This window comes from Agarivorans sp. D1326, assembly GCF_056958115.1.
Genome location: NZ_JBTWEN010000017.1, coordinates 14,085 through 32,972, shown reverse-complemented (window position 1 = coordinate 32,972; position 18,888 = coordinate 14,085). Strand labels below are relative to the sequence as shown.

Genomic DNA, 18,888 nt, shown 5'->3' with positions numbered 1-18,888 from the left:
GAAGAAAATCACAGAAACACGTTTAAGTGTTCAGATAGTAGACAGGCGCTGTATTTATTGGCGATTTTATCTACGTTTATAAGCGTTTTATCGCAATGATCTTTGGCGCCCAATAAACATTATCGATACGCGAAAAGATCACACCTTTAGATGTGGAGGCATGGAGAAAGTGACTTTTATCGTATACCACACCCACATGCCGCACTTTATAACTGGTTTTAAAGAAGATGAGGTCGCCTGTTTGAATGTTGTTTAGTGATACAGCCTTTCCTTGTTTTAGCTGCACTTCTGTTGTTCGTGGTAAAACTTGATTATAAACGTCTATATATAGGTGCTGAACAAAAGCGGAACAATCTATACCGGCCTTGGTTGTTCCCCCAAGTTGATAGGGAGTACCTTGCCATTGCTTATGAACTTGCAACATTAGTTGTTGTGTTGTCGTTGCATTTTCAGCTAGGCCAACATGTGAAGACTCGCTCCCTTGCTTAGCGCTACAGGCCATGAGCAAATAACAAACGAGTAAAACTGCTAAGCAATTAGATGTAGCGGCGATTCTAAGCATTAAACTCGCGACCTTTACTTAGGGCGTTGAATAGAAAAGCTATTGCCATTTGCCCAATACTCGCCACCACCCAATCGCCCTAAGGGATTAAGTCTATTGGTATCTAAAGTGATACGCCCTTGCGCTTCAGCGACAAACTGCTCTTCTATATATAGGTGCAATACTTTAAGCAGTATCATTGCTTGAGGTGTATTCCCCACTTTATGCATTTCATAAAGCTCGCAAGCCATAGCAATAGGGGCGTTAGTAAGCCTTGGTAGAGAAAAGCTATCAAACTGGGTTAAACCAAGTTGTTGGAGCTCTATTTCAGACTCACCATGCGGCAACGTTTTTGCCGACTCGGTAACTTGCTCGGCCTGGGCTGCGCTTGCGATATGCACTACACAATGTTTACGTTGTTCAATATTAACTTTGGTATCTTTATCGCTGCCATCTGGTTTTTTGCCCACCGAAAGCATCATCAGAGGAGGGTTAGAACTAACGGCTGTAAAATATGAAAAAGGCGCTAAGTTATAAGATCTAGGCTCTCCGTTGTCGCTAAGCACCCAAGCTATAGGGCGAGGCACTACTGTTTGAGTCATGCAGTGGTATATCTGATTAGTACTTAAACTTGAAAAATCGATGTACATCTAAGCTCTTCCTATATGCCGATAATAGGTTTGAATAAAAAGAAACCCGCAACTGCGGGCTTCAAGCACTAGTATAGAAAGAAAATATCAGCTTTCGCCAAGAACTTCAGCCAATGCCGCTAAACATAAACTCACGTTCTCTTTGCGGGCAGCATAACCCATTAAACCTATTCGCCATGCTTTACCAGCAAACTGACCTAAACCCGCACCAATCTCTAAGTTATAGTTATTAAGCAACTTAGCACGAATTGCTGCTTCGTCTACGCCATTGGGGATTGCCACTAAATTTAGCTGGGGTAAACGACAGCTTTGATCCACCATCAAATCTAGGCCTAACTCAGCTAGACCATCGGCCAACTGGCTGTGCATATCGGCGTGTCGCTGCCAAGATTGTTCTAAGCCTTCTTTATATAAGGCCAGCAATGACTCATGTAATGCATACAATGCAGTAACTGGCGCAGTATGATGGTAAGAACGCTTTTGCTCCCCAGACCAGTAGCCCATTACTAAGCTTTGATCTAAAAACCAACTTTGTACTTTGCTGCTTCGGCTAGTTAACTTACTAACTGCCGCTTGGCTAAAACTTACCGGTGATAAACCGGGTACACAAGATAGACATTTTTGACTACCAGAGTAGATAGCATCTATGCCCCATTCGTCCACTTTCACGGGGATACCCGCAAGAGAGGTAACGGCATCAACAATGGTTAGACAGTTGTGTTGTTTCGCTAAGGCACATAAGGCTTGAGCATCAGAAGCTACGCCGGTAGATGTTTCTGCGTGAACAAAGGCCAGAATTTTAGCGTCGGGATGCTGCTCAAGTGTTTGACTCACTTTCTCTATAGAAACGGCTTCTCCCCAGCTGTCTTCTACCACCACTGGAACACCACCACAGCGTTCTACATTTTCCAGCATGCGTTGACCAAATACGCCATTAATACACACAACAACTTTATCACCTGGCTCAACCAAGTTAACAAAACAGGTTTCCATGCCTGCAGAGCCAGGCGCGGATACGGCAAAGGTGTGAGCATTTTGGGTTTGAAATGCGTACTGCAACAAAGCTTTAATTTCGTCCATCATGTTCACGAACAAAGGATCTAAATGGCCAATGATAGGGCGGCTTTGTGCCTGCAATACTTGTGGAGAAATATCTGAGGGCCCTGGCCCCATCAAAATTCTACGAGGAGGATTAAAAGAGCTAATATCCATGAAAGCATGTCCTTATATTTAATCTAATTATTTATTGTAATTATGAGTGTTGCGTAATTACTCTAACATTCAGGTGGCAACAATTGAACACAAAACAGCCAGAAGCATAAGCCTTTGAGTGATCTTTTCACTGAGCGCATAAACCCCATACACCTCTCATTTGGCATTTTAAAAAACCCTAAAAAGACAAATACAGCTAATAGAAAGAAGCTAATAAAAACGAGTATTTATTAAACTAACCATTCTATAAGCCAAGCAAAATATGAATAAGATCTTTAACGCAACCTAAACAACACTCAAACACAACAAAATTCACATAAAAGCAACATTGGAATCTTCATAAAAGATCAAAAACCACCATCGACAAATTGATCTAAAACAACAAACACACCGAAATCACAAACCACCCTAAGAGCTTTTAAATAAAAGGCATTAAGCCACTCAATCACTACAAAATTCGCTGTAGAATAATTACTCAAAGGCAATGCTAATAGAGCTACAAAAAACACAAACTGCAGAATCGCGCCGATTCTGGCTTAGCAGCTTAATAAACACACAAAAAAGGTTAAATGCTTAAAGTTCCCCATATTAACAAAGCATAAAAAAAGAATAATTATTCATGATTTATTCACACGAAAATTCCGCTCTCAAAAACCAGAATAAACATTAGTTTTTCTAATGATTAAGTTGCAGTTTTACTTGTTTGAGAAGGCGAATTTTCAGATCTATTATTGCCCCATCAACTGAGATGAGGTCTTCCATTATGAGCACTAACGTTAATTCAATTGGCAACAACAAAAATACTTCTTTCTTCCAACAACTTGTTGAGGTTTACCACCTTTGCAATACATGGATTTTGCGTCAAAAAACACGCCGTCAGTTAGCCCAACTACCAGCTTACTTACTACGTGACATTGGTTTAAGCGAAGCAGACCGCTACCAAGAATCACGCAAACACTTCTGGGAAAACTAAAGCTCCTTTAACGCTTTTCGCCAAGGACCTCAGGCTCATTACAAACGGCATGCTGCTTTGCACATGCCGTTTTTGTTTTTTCTTGCTACCATTCGCTTTTCAATTACCACGCAATTAAAACCACTATGCAAACTCAAGCCGCTAACCTTATTGTTGTATTAGGCCCTACTGCTTCAGGTAAAACCCATCTCGGTGTAGAACTAGCACGCCGCTATAAGGGGGAAGTGCTATCGGCAGATTCACGCCAAGTATATAAAGGTTTAGATATTGGCTCGGGCAAAGACTTAGATGAGTACCAAGAGATCCCCTACCATCTTATTGATATTGTAGAGCCCGACACCGAGTACAGTGTATTTCACTTTCAGCGAGACTTCTTCGCGGCTTATCAGCAAATAAAACAAGCTAACAAACTACCGATTATGGTAGGCGGTACCGGCTTATATATCGACGCAGTAACCCAAAACTATCAGCTACACGAAGCGCCAGTAAATAAAGCCCTTAGGGATGAGCTGACTGCACTAAGCCTAGAGCAGCTGCAGCAACGTTTATTGGCACTCAAGCCAGAGCAGCACAATAGTACCGATTTAACCGTGCGGCCTCGTTTAGTAAGGGCGATAGAGATAGCCGAATCAGACAAAACTATTGAGCCGCAAAACGCGCCCAAGCATCCAAGGATCAATCCACTTTATATGGGGATTCGCTGGGAACGCTCAGTTCTAAGAAAACGCATTACCCTGCGCTTAAAGCAGCGTTTAGAAGAGGGCTTAATTGAAGAGGTACAAAATCTTCATAGAGATGGCGTGAGTTACAGCAAACTAGAGTTTTATGGTTTGGAGTACCGCTTGGTCGCTCAGTATTTACAAGAGCAGCTCAGCTACAACGATATGTTTCAAAAGCTTAATTCTCAAATCCATCAGTTTGCTAAACGCCAGGATACTTGGTTTAGGAAAATGGAGCGCCGTGGAGATACTATTCATTGGCTGGATCCTCAGCAAAGCCTGGTAGAACAAGCAACAAAGTTAGTAGAGCCACAACTAGAAAGCTTAAGTGCAGAGCTGCCTTGAACCAACTACTTACTTGGTGGTTGCTTAGTCGACCACCGATAATAAAAAAACATCAGCCAATGGGCCAAACTTAAGCAGGCAAATGCTGCAAAAGCTAGCCATAGCGCGACAGAATATACAGCTACTTCACCGCTGTAGCTCAAACAGCCAACCAATAGCAGCAAACTGCCTAGGTTGGCTTGCCACATACACTGTTGGCAACGGCCTAGCTTTTCTAAAAACCATGCCTTTTGGCAAAACTGACAACTCACGGCTAAACCCTATTGGCAACAATCTAAGCAAATTATCCACGAGTCATCAGTTTGATCAATAACTCACTGAATTTTGTATAAGGTGGACGCATCAGTTTTATTGCCGGAAAACGCCCTTGCTTAAACACGGGTAGCATTTTAGAAAACTGCACAAAACCGTCATAACCGTGATAGTGCCCCATTCCACTCGGTCCAACACCACCAAAAGGCAATTCATGTTGAGCTACGTGCAAAAGCACATCATTGATACATAAGCCACCAGCTTGAGTTTGCTGAATAACTTGTTGCTGGGTAGCGACATGATTAGAAAATACATATAAAGCGAGCGGATGAGCATGTTGCCGCACATAAGCAATGGCTTCGTCTAACTGCTGATATTCAACTACTGGCAAGATTGGGCCAAAGATCTCTTGCTGCATAACATCGGCATCTTCAGCCACATTTAACAATAAACTCGGCGCTAGTTTTTGGTCACTCTCCCCTGGAAGTAAAGTAATGCTCTCGGCGCCCTGCTCTGTTGCCTGCTGGCTTAGCTTATTGAGTCTATCTAAAAAGGCGTCAGAAATGATGCTAGAAAATGCCTGATCGCTCAGCGCTTGATAATGCTTCTTACAATAAGCCACACAAGCATCAACAAATGCTTGGCGTTGTGAGTGATGCAGTAAAACGTAGTCGGGTGCTACGCAGGTTTGCCCTGCATTAAACAGCTTACCCATCATGATGCGCTCAGCGGCCAGTTCAACTGGATAGTCTTTTGCAATAATGACCGGAGATTTACCGCCCAGCTCTAAGGTAACTGGGGTAAGGTTAGCAGCTGCAGCTTGCATAACTTTGCGGCCAGTATTGGTTGAGCCTGTAAACACCATATGATCAAAGGCGAGGCTTGAGAATAGGGCGCCGCGACTGCCATCCTCATCGGCATATAGCCTTACCAAATCTTCAGGAAGATACTGAGGCATTAGCTCGATAAGCAATTGGGTTAATGCTGGGCTAAGTTCCGACATCTTAATCATCACTTTATTGCCAGCGGCTAGAGCATCAGTAAGCGGCCCTATGGCTAAATATAATGGGTAATTCCAGGGCACTATTACCCCTATCACTCCTAATGGTTTTGCAATCACTTGATTGCTCGCACCCAAGTGCCAAATGCTAATACCTCGCCGCTGTGGCTTTAGCCATTTTTTAAGGTGCTTTAAGGCATAGCGTATTCCCTCAATAGAAGGAAATAACTCGATCAACTGGGTTTCATGTGAGCTACGGTGACCAAAATCTTGGCTAATCGCCTCAATAATGGCGCTTTGATTTTCCATCAACAACTTTAGCAACTGCTGTAGGTTGTATTTGCGTTGCTGCAAACTTGGGTAGCTTTGCTGAACAAAGGCTTGCTTTAGGCTGGTTAAGTCACTAGAAAATTGCTGTTGATTCACATCTGTCACCATAAACACTCTATAATCACAAATAGATTATGTTACCCACGGTAACTTGTAAAATGTAAATGATGATACTTGAACAAAATTATGACAGGTAGCATAGTTTAGTCGCATCGAACAAAGGGAGAGCAATCATTAATCCAAACCAATTTACCGCTCCTTGGTGGGCCAGAAACAAGCATATTCAAACCTTATTACCTACTTTATTACGGCGGAATAAGCGCTTAAAGCTAGCTTGGCAAAAACTGGATTTAGCTGATGGAGACTTTGTAGACCTGGCTTGGATAGAGAGTGTTGAAGCTCGTTCATCAAACCAGCCCATTGTGGTGGTGTTTCATGGCTTGGAAGGCAGTGTTGAGTCTCCCTACGCAAAAGGAATTCTACAGGCTTGCCAGCAACAAGGTTGGCGCGCAGTAGTTATGCACTTTCGCGGCTGCAGCGGCAAACCGAATAATTTGTGGCGTGGTTACCACAGTGGCGAAATTAAAGATGCTACAAGCTGCATCAATTACTTACACCAGCAATATCCCGAGGCTCCATTACTGGCTTTAGGCTATTCCTTAGGTGGTAATATGTTAGTCAACTATTTAGCCAAAACGCCCAACTCTCCACTGGTTGCTGCCGCTGTGGTATCGCCTCCTTTAAACTTGGGAGCTTGTTCAGAGCGCTTGCAGCGTGGCTTCTCCAAAGTTTATCAACATCACCTGTTGTCACGAATGAAACGTAATCTATGTAAAAAAATTGAGCGTACCCAGCAGGCTCCTCTTAATGCTCAAGAAGTCCAAACTTGGCGTAACTTCGTACAGTTTGACGAACACTACACAGCAAAAGCACATGGTTTTAAGGGCGCCGCCGACTATTACCAGCGTTGTAGCGGCTTGCCTTTATTAAAAGAAATTACCCAGCCAACCTTATTAATCCATGCGGCTGATGATCCTTTCATGGACCAACGGGTTATTCCCAAAGCAGATCAATTAAGCCAAGCTGTAGAATATCGCCTCAGTAATACCGGTGGACATGTAGGATTTGTTGGTGGTAGCCTGCTGCGCCCGCAATTTTGGCTTGAATCAACTATTCCAGCTTGGTTTAAACAACAACTTGAGCAAACATCAAAATGATCATTCCTTGGCAACAATTAGAACCCGCCACCTTAGATGCATTACTAGAAAGCTATGTACTGCGCGAAGGCACCGACTATGGTGATCAAGAGTTGAGTCTTAGTGACAAACTAGAACAAATTAAACAACAAGTTATTAACGGCTCGGTTTTAATCGTATACTCTGAACTTCATGAAACAGTAAACTTAATTGCCAAAGAGCAATTTGATGCCTCTGCCATGGAAGGGCAGCAGGATGATGGGTAAACCCTGTTTATAATCATCACCAACAAATAAGGCCACTATGTCAGCTAAGCATCCCGTTATTGCGGTTACCGGTTCATCAGGCGCTGGAACATCAACCACCAGCGAAGTATTTGCTCATCTGTTTAGGCAGCACAAGCTAAACGCAGCCTTTATCGAAGGGGACAGCTTTCACCGTTACACTCGCCCAGAAATGGATGTGGCTATTCGTAAAGCTCGCGAACATGGTAAGCATATTAGCTATTTTGGCCCCGAAGCTAACGACTTTAATTTGCTGTACGACTTCTTCAAGCAATATGGCGAAACTGGCACCGGCCAATATCGTCGTTATCTGCATACCTTTGATGAAGCAGTACCTTACAACCAAATGCCGGGTACCTTTACGCCTTGGCAAGATTTACCCGAAGACACCGATGTACTGTTTTATGAAGGCTTACACGGCGGTGTGGCCTACGATGATAAAAACGTAGCCTCTAAAGTTGACTTGCTCATCGGTATGGTGCCGATTGTAAACTTAGAGTGGATTCAAAAGCTGGTGCGAGATACCACCGAGCGAGGCCATTCTCGCGAAGCAGTGCAAGAATCTATCGTACGTTCGATGGATGACTACATTAACTACATCACCCCTCAATTCTCTCGCACTCATATCAACTTTCAGCGCGTCCCCACGGTAGATACCTCTAACCCATTTAGCGCTAAAAGCATTCCAACCCTAGATGAAAGCATGTTGGTTATTCGTTTTCGCGGCCTAAAAAATGTCGACTTTCCATTTTTATTGCAAATGATCGATGGTGCTTATATGTCACGGCAAAACACCATTGTGGTACCTGGCGGGAAAATGGGTTTTGCCATGGAGTTAATCCTGTCGCCAATGATTCAGCAACTATTAGAGACAGGAAAAATTCGCTAAGTTAAGCAGATTCAATACGATAGCTGTGGCTTACTTCACAGCTTTTACTCAACATTAGCGACACAGAACAGTACTTCTCCATGCTTAATTGCACTGCGCGTGCCACATGCTTTTCACTTAAATCAACCCCGGTAACCACAAATTCGAGGTGAATTTTGGTAAATACTCGCGGCGTGCCTTCTGCCCGCTCAGAATCGAGATTAACTGTACAATCAGTAACTTGCTGTCTAGCCTTACTCAAAATAGAAATAATATCTACCGAACTACAGCCACCAGCCGCCATTAAAACGTACTCCATAGGGCTTGCCGCAGCCTTTGCACCATCACCATCCATCTCAATTTGGTGACCTGAGCTACTTTTTCCAATAAATTGCAGTTCTTTAGACCACGAAACGGTCGCTTTCATGTTAGATTCTCCTAGGGAATATTTCGTCGACCAGCTTAATCTAGGTCAAGGTTCAAGGCCAGCGTTTGACTCATACTAAAGGCGTATAAATGCCTTGCAGCAAAGCCCGAAGCCTTTTATGCTAGAGGCGGAATGGACGACTATTAAAATAAATACAGTTTGCGTGTTATAAAGCTAGCAAACAATTATAAAGACAGAGGATTTCTTTAATATGGTAATTGGCAAACCTCAAGCTGATCCGGTGATGGAGTGGTTTCTTTCTCACTGTCACATTCATAAGTACCCATCAAAAAGTACTTTGATTCATGCTGGCGAAAAAGCTGAAACACTTTACTACATTGTAAAAGGTTCAGTGGCAGTATTGATTAAAGATGAAGAAGGCAAGGAAATGATCTTGTCTTACTTGAATCAAGGTGATTTCATGGGTGAATTGGGTCTTTTCGAAGACACTGAAAATCCAATTCGTACTGCTTGGATCCGCGCAAAAAGTCCTTGTGAGGTAGCGGAGATTTCTTACAAGAAATTCCGTCAGCTAATTCAAGTTAACCCTGAAATCTTAATGCGCCTTTCGGGCCAAATGGCTAACCGTTTGCAAATCACCAGCCAAAAAGTAGGTGACTTAGCATTCTTAGACGTTACTGGTCGAATCGCTCAAACGCTATTAAACCTAGCTAAGCAGCCAGATGCTATGACGCATCCAGATGGCATGCAGATTAAGATCACTCGCCAAGAGATCGGCCAAATTGTAGGTTGTTCTCGCGAAACGGTAGGTCGTATTCTTAAGATGCTAGAAGAGCAAGAGTTAATTACCGCACACGGTAAAACTATAGTGGTTTACGGCACACGCTAATAAAACCACCATCGCTCAAATAAAAAGCCGCTTAATGCGGCTTTTTTGTTTTTTAAGAACGGTTGTCGGTACTACTAAATATTTTATCTGCCGACGCTTCTACAAAGCCTGAGTACAACTCGCCATCAGCCTTTGCATAACGCAGCGCAAACTCATAAAAACAACTGGGTATGCTGTGTTTACTGTCACTAAACACCACCTCAGTTTGATCGGCCATTGTTGAAGATTGCTCAAGCAATACTTCTGGTGACCCTTTAATCTCGCCACCCACCGTATTTAAGTTGAAGCCAGCTTCCAACAATTTTTGATTAACCGCTTGTAGGCTTTGGTAGCCCGCCAGCTGGTTTACCGACACGGTAAAGTGATTAGCGCGGTAGCCATAGGCTGCTAACCATGCGGCATATTCGCTTTCAGCGAGCAATGCTTGGTAGTCGCTATAGCTTAACTGCCAAGGTCGACCAGAAAAGAATACTTCTGGGCGTTGATATAACTCGTCGTTCACTTGGCTGGCCAAACGCTGAACAATAGCTTGCGCTTGAGGAGAAAGGCTTTCGACTTGTAACTCACTAATAAACACCTTGGGTACGGTTGGGTCACTATGTTCAAAATGAGCCGCATCAAGGTGCTTGTTAGCAAAGTGATAAGTACCACCTTGAACGTAACCCATTGCTAACAAGTGCTTGGCAAACGCTTCTACACCGGTATTAGGCAGATTAAAAGTGCGCACCGCAATGTGATCATTAACGATTGGAGCTCCGCCACCCAGCAAGGCATGAATAGACTCTGCGCTAGGTGTTACCGCCAAATACTGTTGCCATAAACGCTCAAAGAATAAATCGATAGTCATCGCTAACTCCTTAGAAGTGTAAGCCTGGACTTAAGGTTGCTGGCATTACACTGGCTTTACCTTCCATCGACGCCACTGGGTAAGCACAATAATCGGCAGCATACTTCGCGCTAGCGCGATGATTACCCGAAGCCCCTACTCCGCCAAAAGGCGCTGCGCTAGAAGCGCCAGTAATTGAGCGATTCCAATTTACAATACCTGCTCGAATGCGGTGGCGGAAGTTCTCCCACAGAGCGGCATCGTTACTTAACAAACCCGCAGATAAGCCGTATCGGGTGTTATTGGCTTGAGCAATTGCACTGTCCCAATCGTCATAACGAACAACTTGCAGCAAAGGGCCAAAGTATTCTTCATCGGGTAAATCGGCTATTTCACTCACCTCAATAATGCCCGGGCTAACAAAGCCCTTATCTGCATCTGCTTGCTCTAGTTCTACTAAAGACTCGCCACCCAATGCTGTTAACTTTTCTTGAGCGCTAACCATTCCTGCAGCGGCTTTTGCACTGATCATGGCACCAATGAATGGTTGTTGCTCGGCATCGTAGTCACCCACTTCAATCGCCTTAGTCACAGATACTAAACGCTCTAGAATTTGCTCAGCTTGCTCGTTTTTTGGTAAATACAAACGGCGTGCACAGGTGCAGCGCTGGCCTGCAGAGATAAAGGCTGATTGCACAATATCGTGAACTGCGGCATCAACATCATCAACCTCAGCCACAACTAAGGGATTATTCCCCCCCATCTCTAAGGCCAAGATTTTATCTGGCTGGCTAGCAAACTGCTGATGCAGAACGTGGCCAGTATTAGAACTGCCCGTAAAGAACAAGCCATCAATGCCTGAATGCGACGCTAAAGCTTTACCTGTGGCTACTTCACCCTGCACCAAATTAATTACGCCATTGGGAACACCTGCTTGTTGCCATAGCTTCACAACGTGCTCAGATGTCTTAGGTGTTAACTCCGAAGGCTTAAGCACCACTGCATTGCCTGCGATCAACGCTGGGATGATATGGCCATTAGGTAAATGACCCGGGAAGTTGTATGGACCAAAAACCGCAACCACTCCATGAGGCTTATGACGCAATACCGCAGTTGCAATGGGCAGCTCAGAGCTTGACTCGCCAGTACGCTCAAAATAGGCTTTCTCTGAAATGCCTGCCTTGCCGATCATGGCTGCAATTTCTGTACGAGTTTCCCATAAAGGTTTCCCCGTTTCTTGAGCTATAACCAAGGCTAAGGCTTCTTTGTTTTCTTCAAGCAAGCCAGCAAATTTTTTGATGATTGCAAGGCGCGCCTCAACACCGCTCATGTACCAAGCAAATTGGCTGTCTCGTGCTGCTGTTACTGCGTTATCTACTTGACTAGCAAGCGCTGACTTACCCTGCCACACCGACACATTTTTAGCCGGATCAATCGAGTTAAAAGCCTCGCCCTCACCAGCCAACCATTGACCGTTAATAAACTGATTTAAATGTTCCATCTACAACCTCAAATCCTTTATTGCTGCCCGTGGGCAAAATTATTGTTCGAAACGCAGTGCGCCAATGCGAATTTGCTCACCATCGGTCACCTCTAAGGCCATAGCAGCTTCTTTAGAAATCACTGCGTGGCATTTTTGGGTATCTAACTCTATCTGAGAAACACATGCTCTAAACTCTTTTAAACGCGCATTGGTAAGCAGCATTTCTTCGGCTGCATCGCTAGGTTGTCCAATATGTACGGTTACTTTGAAGGAATGCTTCACGCTCTCAATCAGCTTGAGTGGACACTCAACGGTAGGGCCAGCATCAAAAATGTCTACATAACCGTGTTTGCAGAAACCCTCGGCCTCTAATAATCGCAGCGCCGGTCGAGTTTTTTCATGTACTTCACCAATTACAGCTTGCGCTTCTTTACTAAGCAAATTGACGTAAATGGGATACTTGGGCATGAGTTCAGCAATAAACTCTTTCTTACCTACACCGGTTAGGTAATCGGCGGTAGGGAAATCAACACTAAAGAAGTTATCTTGCAGCCATTGCCAGAAAGGTGAACGGCCTTGCTCGTCGGATACGCCGCGCATTTCGGCAATAACCGAGTCGTTAAAGCGTTGCGGATGCTCGGCCATCAACAAAAAGCGACACTTCGACAATAAACGACCATTTTGGCCTTGTCGGTGAGACTCTTGCAAAAATAAAGTACATAGCTCGGTCACACCGGTGTAATCATTGGTTAAGGTGAGGGTTTCCACCACGTTGTATACATTTAGGCTACGTGAAGCATGTACAACCTTGCCGAGATGATAAGTATAAAATGGGCTGGCCATGCCTACCGCGGCATCTATGGCGCTGGTACCCACTACTTCGCCAGTTTCGGTTTCTTCGGCCACCATTAAATAATGCAGGTCGCCAGGGTGGTCGATATCACTAGCAAACGAACGAATAGAATGCGCGAGCTTTTCACGCAATAAAGGTTCGTCTACCGGTAAAGAAGTAAAGCCTATCCCCGAACCCACTGCCATTTGTAACAAGGCAGGGTAATCCGTTTCCTTAATAGGACGGATAACTAACATGGCTATTTCTCCCTTTATTAAATAGCATGAAGCCGTAGCTAAGTATTAGCCACTATTTGTGTTTATTAAAAGTATTGCTTGGGCTGAAACCTTTAACGGCCTCAGCCCAACTGATTTAGCCGTTTACCACGTTGGCAACAGCTTGCTCAAAACGCTGCATGCCTGATTCAACGTCTGCCTGAGGAACAATAAGAGAAGGAGTAAAACGCACAACATTAGCACCAGCAACCAGAACCATTAAGCCTTCTGCAGCTGCAGCTACTAAGAAGTCTCTAGCTCGGCCCTGGTATTGTTCATTTAATACCGCACCTAACAGCAAGCCTTTACCACGTACTTCTGCAAATACCTGATACTTTTCGTTGATGCGATTAAGTGCTTCTCTAAACCATTGTTCACGTTGCTTAACGCCACTTAGCACTTCTTCAGAATTAACAATATCAAAAGCCGTTTCGGCTACGGCACAAGCCAATGGGTTACCACCATAGGTGCTACCGTGGGTGCCGACTTTCATTGAAGCTGCAATAGCAGTAGTGGTTAACATCGCGCCAATTGGGAAACCGCCGCCTAAGGCTTTAGCCGAGGTTAAAATATCTGGCGTTACACCTAAGCCCATGTATGCGTATAGTTCGCCAGTACGGCCGACACCGGTTTGCACTTCATCAAAAATTAGCAATGCTTGGTGTTTATCACATAGCTCACGTACTTTTTGGGCAAACTCTAAGTCAGGGCTAATAATGCCGCCTTCACCTTGCAAGGGCTCCATCATCACCGCGCAGGTTTGATCATCAATAATGGCTTCTAAGGCTGCAAGATCATTGTAAGGAATGTGTTCTACATCGCCGGGTTTTGGTCCAAAGCCGTCTGAATAAGTTGCTTGACCACCCACGGTTACGGTAAAGAAAGTACGTCCATGGAAGCCTTGTTCAAAAGCGATGATTTTGGTTTTATCGGCAGAGCCATGCTCAATAGCATAACGGCGCGCTAGTTTTAGTGCGGCTTCGTTGGCTTCTGCGCCAGAATTACAAAAGAACACTTTCTCAGAAAAGGTACTGTCTACCAATTTTTTGGCTAAACGCAATGCTGGCTCATTAGTGAGTACATTACTTAAGTGCCACAGTGAGTTGCCTTGGTCGGTTAAGCTCTTCACCAACGCAGGATGACAATGGCCTAAGCAGTTAACGGCGATACCACCAGCAAAGTCGATATACTCACGACCGTCTTGATCCCATAAACGCGAACCTTCACCCTTCACCGGAATAATGGCCGCTGGTGCATAGTTTGGAACCATAACTTCATCGAATAGCGCGCGAGTAACAGCGTGTGACATGTAGTGTTCTCCTTTTAGCTTTCTGGCTATTCCGTTATACAGGGCCAGAAAGGTTAATAGTTTGTAAACAGTTTGGCGATTATGGCAAATCTCAAGAGCCTTGTCTGAGCATAGTGCCTTTGAGCCATACAAAATATGGCCATTTTTACGCATATTCAGTGCATAGTTCTAAATCAATTATTGCTAAGCTGACAGAAAACAGCCAAAGACTTAGCCACTACAGCATAAATATGCACAATCTATTCATTCTATAAAATCACTATATAAGCATTTATAGAATCTAAAACGTTCTACTTTGTAGAATCAACAAAGTTAGCTAATAACTGTAAACCTTGTTGTGTAAGTATACTTTCTGGATGAAACTGCACTGCATGGATCGGTAAATCCCGGTGTTTTAGCCCCATAATTTCATGCGCTTCGCCCTCACCATCTTGGCTCCATGCCGTGACTTCTAAGCACTCTGGCAAGCTGTCTTTCGCCACCACTAAAGAATGATAACGCGTTACCATTTGTGGATTAGCCAAGCCCTTAAATACTGATTGCTGCTGATGATAAATGGGCCGCACTTTGCCGTGCATAGCTTCTGCTGCACGCACCACCTGTGCGCCAAAATGCTGCGCAATGCATTGATGACCCAAACACACCCCCAAAATAGGCAAGCGCTGAGCAAACCTGGCAATCACATCTAGAGATATACCAGCCTCATTAGGCGAGCAGGGACCAGGCGATATTACCAAATGGCTGGGGGCTAAGAGTTCAATTTGCTCTAGAGTAATTTGATCGTTACGACGCACTTCAACCTGAATACCTAACTGCGAAAAGTATTGATATAGGTTGTAGGTAAATGAGTCGTAATTGTCGATGATAAGTAACATGTAGCTTGAGCAAACCGTGTATAAGTCAAAACCAAGAAAGTCGCTATAGTAGCCGATTTTAAACGGCGACACAGCGACTATTCGGTGCAGTTTAGTTTAATTCAACTTGCAGCGTCTTCGCTCGAAGCTCTAGGCTCAACAAATACTATCTCAGTGTAGTTATTCTCATAAAACTGATTGGCTAATGCTCGCAGCTGTTTACGCTGCTGCACTAAATCGCTAAGGGCAAGTTGAGATTGTTGGCATTCTAACTCTAGAGTTACCCAAAATCTGCGACCGGTTTTCATTACCATGGCATCAGCAACACTAAAACCATCTATTAGAGATTGCTCATTAAGTGCCGCTAAAAACGGCTTAGTGTGGGCATCATCAGGCGCACTAAGCAGTAACTCCTTAAAGCCGTTTTTAACCAATAAATACGGATCTTTTAGAAACACCAAGGAGAACACAATTACCAATATTTGGTCTACGTAGCGGGCTATCCAGCCGATGCTGCTATCTTGGATCAACAACACAATGATAAGCGCGACGCCAATAGCACCAGAGATCACAGAGTTGATTAACCACCCCTGCTGCTCCGCTAGGAGTAAATTAGATGCTTGTTTTTGATTGCTACGCAAACATACAAACCAGGCAAGTAAACATCCTGCCACGGCCGGCACCACATACACTAACATCATGCCTATTTGCGGTTCTCGCCCTCCAGCTAGCATGGTTTGCAAATTGGCTGATAAGGCAAATGCTACCAATACTAAAATCGAGATGCCTTTCACCATGACCATTAAGGGCTCGAAGGCAAAATAGCCCATCGGAAAACGTTCATTGTAGTTTTGGCTGGTTAAGTAGGCGATACGGATACCTATGAATGCCATAACTGAGGATAATAGATTGAATACGCCATCTAGCATAATAGCGCCAGATTCGGTGTAGACTCCCATGGCTATGCCCCACATAGCGAGCAGCAAAGCAATTATTGCCGACACAACTAAGGTTTTACGTTCAAGATCCATCTATTCCTCACAGAGCCAGTTATCAACACATTGATATACAAATAGATACTAGCAAGCACTTAGCTATGCCACTAGTAGTAACAGACATAAAAAAGCCCAGCAATTAGCTGGGCTTTTCGTTAATTAAGTCGCTGCTACTTCAAACTAATAAAACCTAGTACATCATAAACTGCGCGTAGAGTTTTACTGGCTTGCTCACTGGCACGTTCTGCGCCTTTAGCCATAATAGCCTGCAAAGCGGCCTCATCTTCTCGTAGCGCTTGATAGCGCGCTTGAATAGGCTCCATCATCGCAACCACAGCGTCAGCGGTGTCAACCTTCAGGTGACCATACATTTTACCTTCGTAGCTTGCTACTAAGTCATCAATTGACTTACCAGTTGCCACCGATTGCAAAGTAAGCAAGTTAGATACACCAGGCTTTTCATCGCGGTCAAAGTAGATACGCGCCTGCTCATCAGAGTCAGTCACCGAAGCTTTAATCTTCTTGGCGATCTGTTTAGGCGTGTCACTCAATAGAATGAAAGCCTTAGGGTTGTCGTCAGACTTAGACATTTTCTTGGTTGGCTCTTGCAAAGACATAACCCGCGCACCAAATTTTGGAATAAATGGTTCAGGAACGGTAAAGATCTCGCCATAAAGGTTATTAAAGCGATGGGCGATATCACGAGTTAGCTCAAGGTGTTGTTTTTGATCGTCTCCTACTGGCACAGCATTAGCCTGATACAATAAAATATCGGCGGCCATTAACGCAGGATAAGTATATAAACCCGCATTAGTATTGTTGGCGTACTTAGTCGACTTGTCTTTAAACTGGGTCATACGATTCAACTCGCCCATCTGCGTATAGCAGTTTAAGGCCCATGCTAGTTGCGCATGTTCAGGTACTTGCGACTGAACAAAAATGGTGCTTTTGTCTGGGTCTAAACCACAGGCAATATACATCGCTAAGCCATCTAACACTTGATTAGTGAACTGATTAGGTTCTTGGCGAACAGTAATGGCATGTAAGTCGGCTAACATGAAATGACAATCGTAGTCATTTTGCATATCAATCCACTGATTTATCGCCCCAATATAGTTACCAATGGTTAATGAACCAGAAGGCTGAATGCCACTTAATACAATCGGTTTACTCATGTTCTTCCTATAAAAACTAATACTATGGGCTTAAGCCGTTACCGAGCCTTTAATTAACTCAAGCAATGTTACTAGGCTGTCAGCCACAAAATCGGGGCCACTAAGTGCGATATCTTCACCGTAGTTATAACCATAGGTCAAGCCTAGCGAGCGACAACCCGCCGCTTTTGCAGCTTGAATATCATTTTTTGAGTCACCCACCATCAATAAATCTGCCATCTCAACCTGGCAGCGCTCAACTAAGTGCTGCAGCGGCAGTGGATCGGGCTTTTTACGTGGCAGAGAATCACCCGATAATACTACGTCAAAGTATTGTGCCAAGTTTAAAGCTTCTAATAACGGCTGAGTGAATACGCCAGGTTTATTGGTGACAATAGCCATTGGCACATTCAACTTAGAAAGCTGTTCTAAACTCTCTGCAACGCCATCATACAGCTTGCTGGCGACACACAGTTTTTCTGAATAATGCTGAACGAACAAATCTTTCGCTTTTAAGTACAGGCTCTCTTCAATATCGCTAGAAATGGCAGATGAACCAGATAAAGCGCGTTTTATTAACACTTCGGCACCATTGCCTACCCAGTGGCGAACGGTTTGTTCTGGAAATTGCTCGCGCCCCAAGTCCATCAGCATGGCATTAATAGCCAAGGCTAAATCAGGTGCGCTGTCTACCAAGGTACCGTCTAAATCAAAAGCAATTAACTTTACCGCTTGTAATTGGCTCATTTGTTTAACCTTAATTAGCAACTTTAGCCAGTTCGGCACGCATTTTATCGATTACCGCTTTGTAATCAGGTTGATTGAAGATGGCAGAACCCGCCACAAACATATCGGCACCTGCTTGTGCTACTTCAGCAATATTGTCTGGCGTTACACCGCCATCAATTTCTAAACGAATATCGTAGCCACTCTCATCAATCTTTTTACGCACAGCACGCAGTTTGTCTAGAGTATTTGGAATGAACTTTTGACCGCCAAAACCTGGGTTTACCGACATTAACAATATCATGTCTAGCTTATCCATTACGTAATCAAGACAGTGTAGAGGTGTAGCAGGGTTTAATACTAAACCTGCTTTACAGCCATGTTCTTTAATCAGCTGTAAACTGCGGTCGATGTGCTCAGACGCTTCAGCATGAAATGTAATCATGCTGGCCCCGGCTTTAGCAAACTCAGGAATAATGGCATCTACCGGCTTAACCATTAAATGCACATCAATTGGTGCAGTAATACCGTAGTCTCGCAGTGCCTTACATACCATTGGACCAACGGTTAGATTAGGTACGTAGTGATTGTCCATTACATCAAAGTGGACTACATCTGCACCAGCAGCTAGTACGTTATCCACTTCTTCACCCAAACGGGCAAAATCTGCGGCTAAAATTGAAGGGGCAATTAAAAAAGGTTTGCTCATTGGGTTAACCATTGGATTTGAAAGTGCGCAATTTTAGCGCAGCTTGTGCTGTGATCCAATCTCTGTACAAAGATTGTT

The 18,888-nt window shown here is 44.0% G+C and carries 21 protein-coding genes; 6 read left to right on the top strand and 15 right to left on the bottom strand.

Annotated features, from left to right (window positions below; all coding sequences use genetic code 11):
- Positions 1 to 76: 76 nt before the first annotated feature.
- The 3 genes from ACYFDN_RS21215 to ACYFDN_RS21205 all read right to left on the bottom strand — a co-directional run bounded on the left by ACYFDN_RS21215 (position 77) and on the right by ACYFDN_RS21205 (position 2,403).
- Positions 77 to 562, bottom strand: coding sequence for a C40 family peptidase (locus tag ACYFDN_RS21215; protein ID WP_483512625.1), 486 nt, complete (start codon positions 560 to 562; stop codon positions 77 to 79).
- Positions 563 to 576: 14 nt separating this feature from the next.
- Positions 577 to 1,191: a flavin reductase family protein gene (locus tag ACYFDN_RS21210; RefSeq protein ID WP_483512624.1), complete on the bottom strand. Its 615-nt coding sequence runs from the start codon at positions 1,189 to 1,191 to the stop codon at positions 577 to 579.
- 87 nt (positions 1,192 to 1,278) lie between these two features.
- Complete coding sequence (locus tag ACYFDN_RS21205) at positions 1,279 to 2,403, bottom strand: pyridoxal-phosphate-dependent aminotransferase family protein (protein ID WP_483512623.1); 1,125 nt, start codon at positions 2,401 to 2,403, stop codon at positions 1,279 to 1,281.
- A 763-nt stretch (positions 2,404 to 3,166) separates the two neighbouring features.
- On the opposite strand from ACYFDN_RS21205, the gene ACYFDN_RS21200 reads away from it, so the two are divergent.
- Together ACYFDN_RS21200 and miaA are read left to right on the top strand one after the other, a co-directional pair.
- Complete coding sequence (locus ACYFDN_RS21200) at positions 3,167 to 3,376, top strand: DUF1127 domain-containing protein (RefSeq protein ID WP_016403762.1); 210 nt, start codon at positions 3,167 to 3,169, stop codon at positions 3,374 to 3,376.
- A gap of 125 nt (positions 3,377 to 3,501) precedes the next feature.
- A complete protein-coding gene (miaA, locus tag ACYFDN_RS21195) occupies positions 3,502 to 4,440 on the top strand; it encodes a tRNA (adenosine(37)-N6)-dimethylallyltransferase MiaA (RefSeq protein WP_483512622.1) in 939 nt (312 codons plus the stop codon).
- A 5-nt stretch (positions 4,441 to 4,445) separates the two neighbouring features.
- Here the strand turns inward: miaA and ACYFDN_RS21190 are convergent, their stop codons facing one another.
- Both ACYFDN_RS21190 and ACYFDN_RS21185 read right to left on the bottom strand, forming a co-directional pair.
- A complete protein-coding gene (locus tag ACYFDN_RS21190) occupies positions 4,446 to 4,691 on the bottom strand; it encodes a DUF3624 family protein (protein ID WP_483512621.1) in 246 nt (81 codons plus the stop codon).
- A 32-nt stretch (positions 4,692 to 4,723) separates the two neighbouring features.
- Positions 4,724 to 6,118, bottom strand: coding sequence for a coniferyl aldehyde dehydrogenase (locus ACYFDN_RS21185; protein ID WP_483512620.1), 1,395 nt, complete (start codon positions 6,116 to 6,118; stop codon positions 4,724 to 4,726).
- Between the two features lie 134 nt (positions 6,119 to 6,252).
- On the opposite strand from ACYFDN_RS21185, the gene ACYFDN_RS21180 reads away from it, so the two are divergent.
- Genes ACYFDN_RS21180 through ACYFDN_RS21170 form a run of 3 tightly spaced genes read left to right on the top strand, consistent with a single transcriptional unit; the run spans position 6,253 to position 8,391 of the window.
- Positions 6,253 to 7,239: a hydrolase gene (locus tag ACYFDN_RS21180; RefSeq protein ID WP_483512627.1), complete on the top strand. Its 987-nt coding sequence runs from the start codon at positions 6,253 to 6,255 to the stop codon at positions 7,237 to 7,239.
- Positions 7,236 to 7,484 (top strand): YheU family protein, encoded by a 249-nt coding sequence (locus ACYFDN_RS21175; protein ID WP_016403767.1) that lies wholly within the window; start codon positions 7,236 to 7,238, stop codon positions 7,482 to 7,484. Before ACYFDN_RS21180 ends, ACYFDN_RS21175 begins: the two co-directional genes overlap by 4 nt.
- Positions 7,485 to 7,521: 37 nt before the next feature.
- Positions 7,522 to 8,391, top strand: coding sequence for a phosphoribulokinase (locus ACYFDN_RS21170; RefSeq protein WP_016403768.1), 870 nt, complete (start codon positions 7,522 to 7,524; stop codon positions 8,389 to 8,391).
- 1 nt (position 8,392) lies between these two features.
- Here the strand turns inward: ACYFDN_RS21170 and ACYFDN_RS21165 are convergent, their stop codons facing one another.
- Positions 8,393 to 8,797: an OsmC family protein gene (locus ACYFDN_RS21165; protein ID WP_016403769.1), complete on the bottom strand. Its 405-nt coding sequence runs from the start codon at positions 8,795 to 8,797 to the stop codon at positions 8,393 to 8,395.
- A gap of 211 nt (positions 8,798 to 9,008) precedes the next feature.
- On the opposite strand from ACYFDN_RS21165, the gene crp reads away from it, so the two are divergent.
- A complete protein-coding gene (gene crp, locus ACYFDN_RS21160; RefSeq protein ID WP_016403770.1) occupies positions 9,009 to 9,647 on the top strand; it encodes a cAMP-activated global transcriptional regulator CRP in 639 nt (212 codons plus the stop codon).
- 52 nt (positions 9,648 to 9,699) lie between these two features.
- Here the strand turns inward: crp and ACYFDN_RS21155 are convergent, their stop codons facing one another.
- The 9 genes from ACYFDN_RS21155 to rpe all read right to left on the bottom strand — a co-directional run bounded on the left by ACYFDN_RS21155 (position 9,700) and on the right by rpe (position 18,810).
- Positions 9,700 to 10,494, bottom strand: a complete 795-nt coding sequence (locus ACYFDN_RS21155; protein WP_483512619.1) for a 2-oxoadipate dioxygenase/decarboxylase family protein — start codon at positions 10,492 to 10,494, stop codon at positions 9,700 to 9,702.
- A gap of 10 nt (positions 10,495 to 10,504) precedes the next feature.
- Positions 10,505 to 11,974 carry a succinylglutamate-semialdehyde dehydrogenase gene (astD, locus tag ACYFDN_RS21150; protein ID WP_483512618.1) on the bottom strand — a complete coding sequence of 490 codons (1,470 nt, stop codon included), beginning with the start codon at positions 11,972 to 11,974 and terminating at the stop codon, positions 10,505 to 10,507.
- Between the two features lie 39 nt (positions 11,975 to 12,013).
- The gene (astA, locus tag ACYFDN_RS21145) at positions 12,014 to 13,045 is read right to left on the bottom strand and encodes an arginine N-succinyltransferase (RefSeq protein ID WP_483512617.1); all 1,032 of its coding nucleotides are present in this window, start codon (positions 13,043 to 13,045) and stop codon (positions 12,014 to 12,016) included.
- A gap of 115 nt (positions 13,046 to 13,160) precedes the next feature.
- Complete coding sequence (locus ACYFDN_RS21140) at positions 13,161 to 14,372, bottom strand: aspartate aminotransferase family protein (RefSeq protein WP_152783476.1); 1,212 nt, start codon at positions 14,370 to 14,372, stop codon at positions 13,161 to 13,163.
- A gap of 290 nt (positions 14,373 to 14,662) precedes the next feature.
- Positions 14,663 to 15,247, bottom strand: a complete 585-nt coding sequence (locus tag ACYFDN_RS21135) for an anthranilate synthase component II (protein ID WP_483512626.1) — start codon at positions 15,245 to 15,247, stop codon at positions 14,663 to 14,665.
- A gap of 101 nt (positions 15,248 to 15,348) precedes the next feature.
- Positions 15,349 to 16,257: a cation efflux transmembrane domain-containing protein gene (locus ACYFDN_RS21130; RefSeq protein ID WP_483512616.1), complete on the bottom strand. Its 909-nt coding sequence runs from the start codon at positions 16,255 to 16,257 to the stop codon at positions 15,349 to 15,351.
- A 134-nt stretch (positions 16,258 to 16,391) separates the two neighbouring features.
- Positions 16,392 to 17,396, bottom strand: a complete 1,005-nt coding sequence (gene trpS / locus ACYFDN_RS21125) for a tryptophan--tRNA ligase (protein ID WP_483512615.1) — start codon at positions 17,394 to 17,396, stop codon at positions 16,392 to 16,394.
- Positions 17,397 to 17,426: 30 nt separating this feature from the next.
- Positions 17,427 to 18,122, bottom strand: a complete 696-nt coding sequence (locus ACYFDN_RS21120) for a phosphoglycolate phosphatase (RefSeq protein WP_483512614.1) — start codon at positions 18,120 to 18,122, stop codon at positions 17,427 to 17,429.
- A gap of 10 nt (positions 18,123 to 18,132) precedes the next feature.
- On the bottom strand, positions 18,133 to 18,810 hold the full coding sequence (gene rpe / locus ACYFDN_RS21115) for a ribulose-phosphate 3-epimerase (protein WP_040307653.1): 678 nt from the start codon (positions 18,808 to 18,810) through the stop codon (positions 18,133 to 18,135).
- Between the last annotated feature and the right edge of the window lie 78 nt (positions 18,811 to 18,888).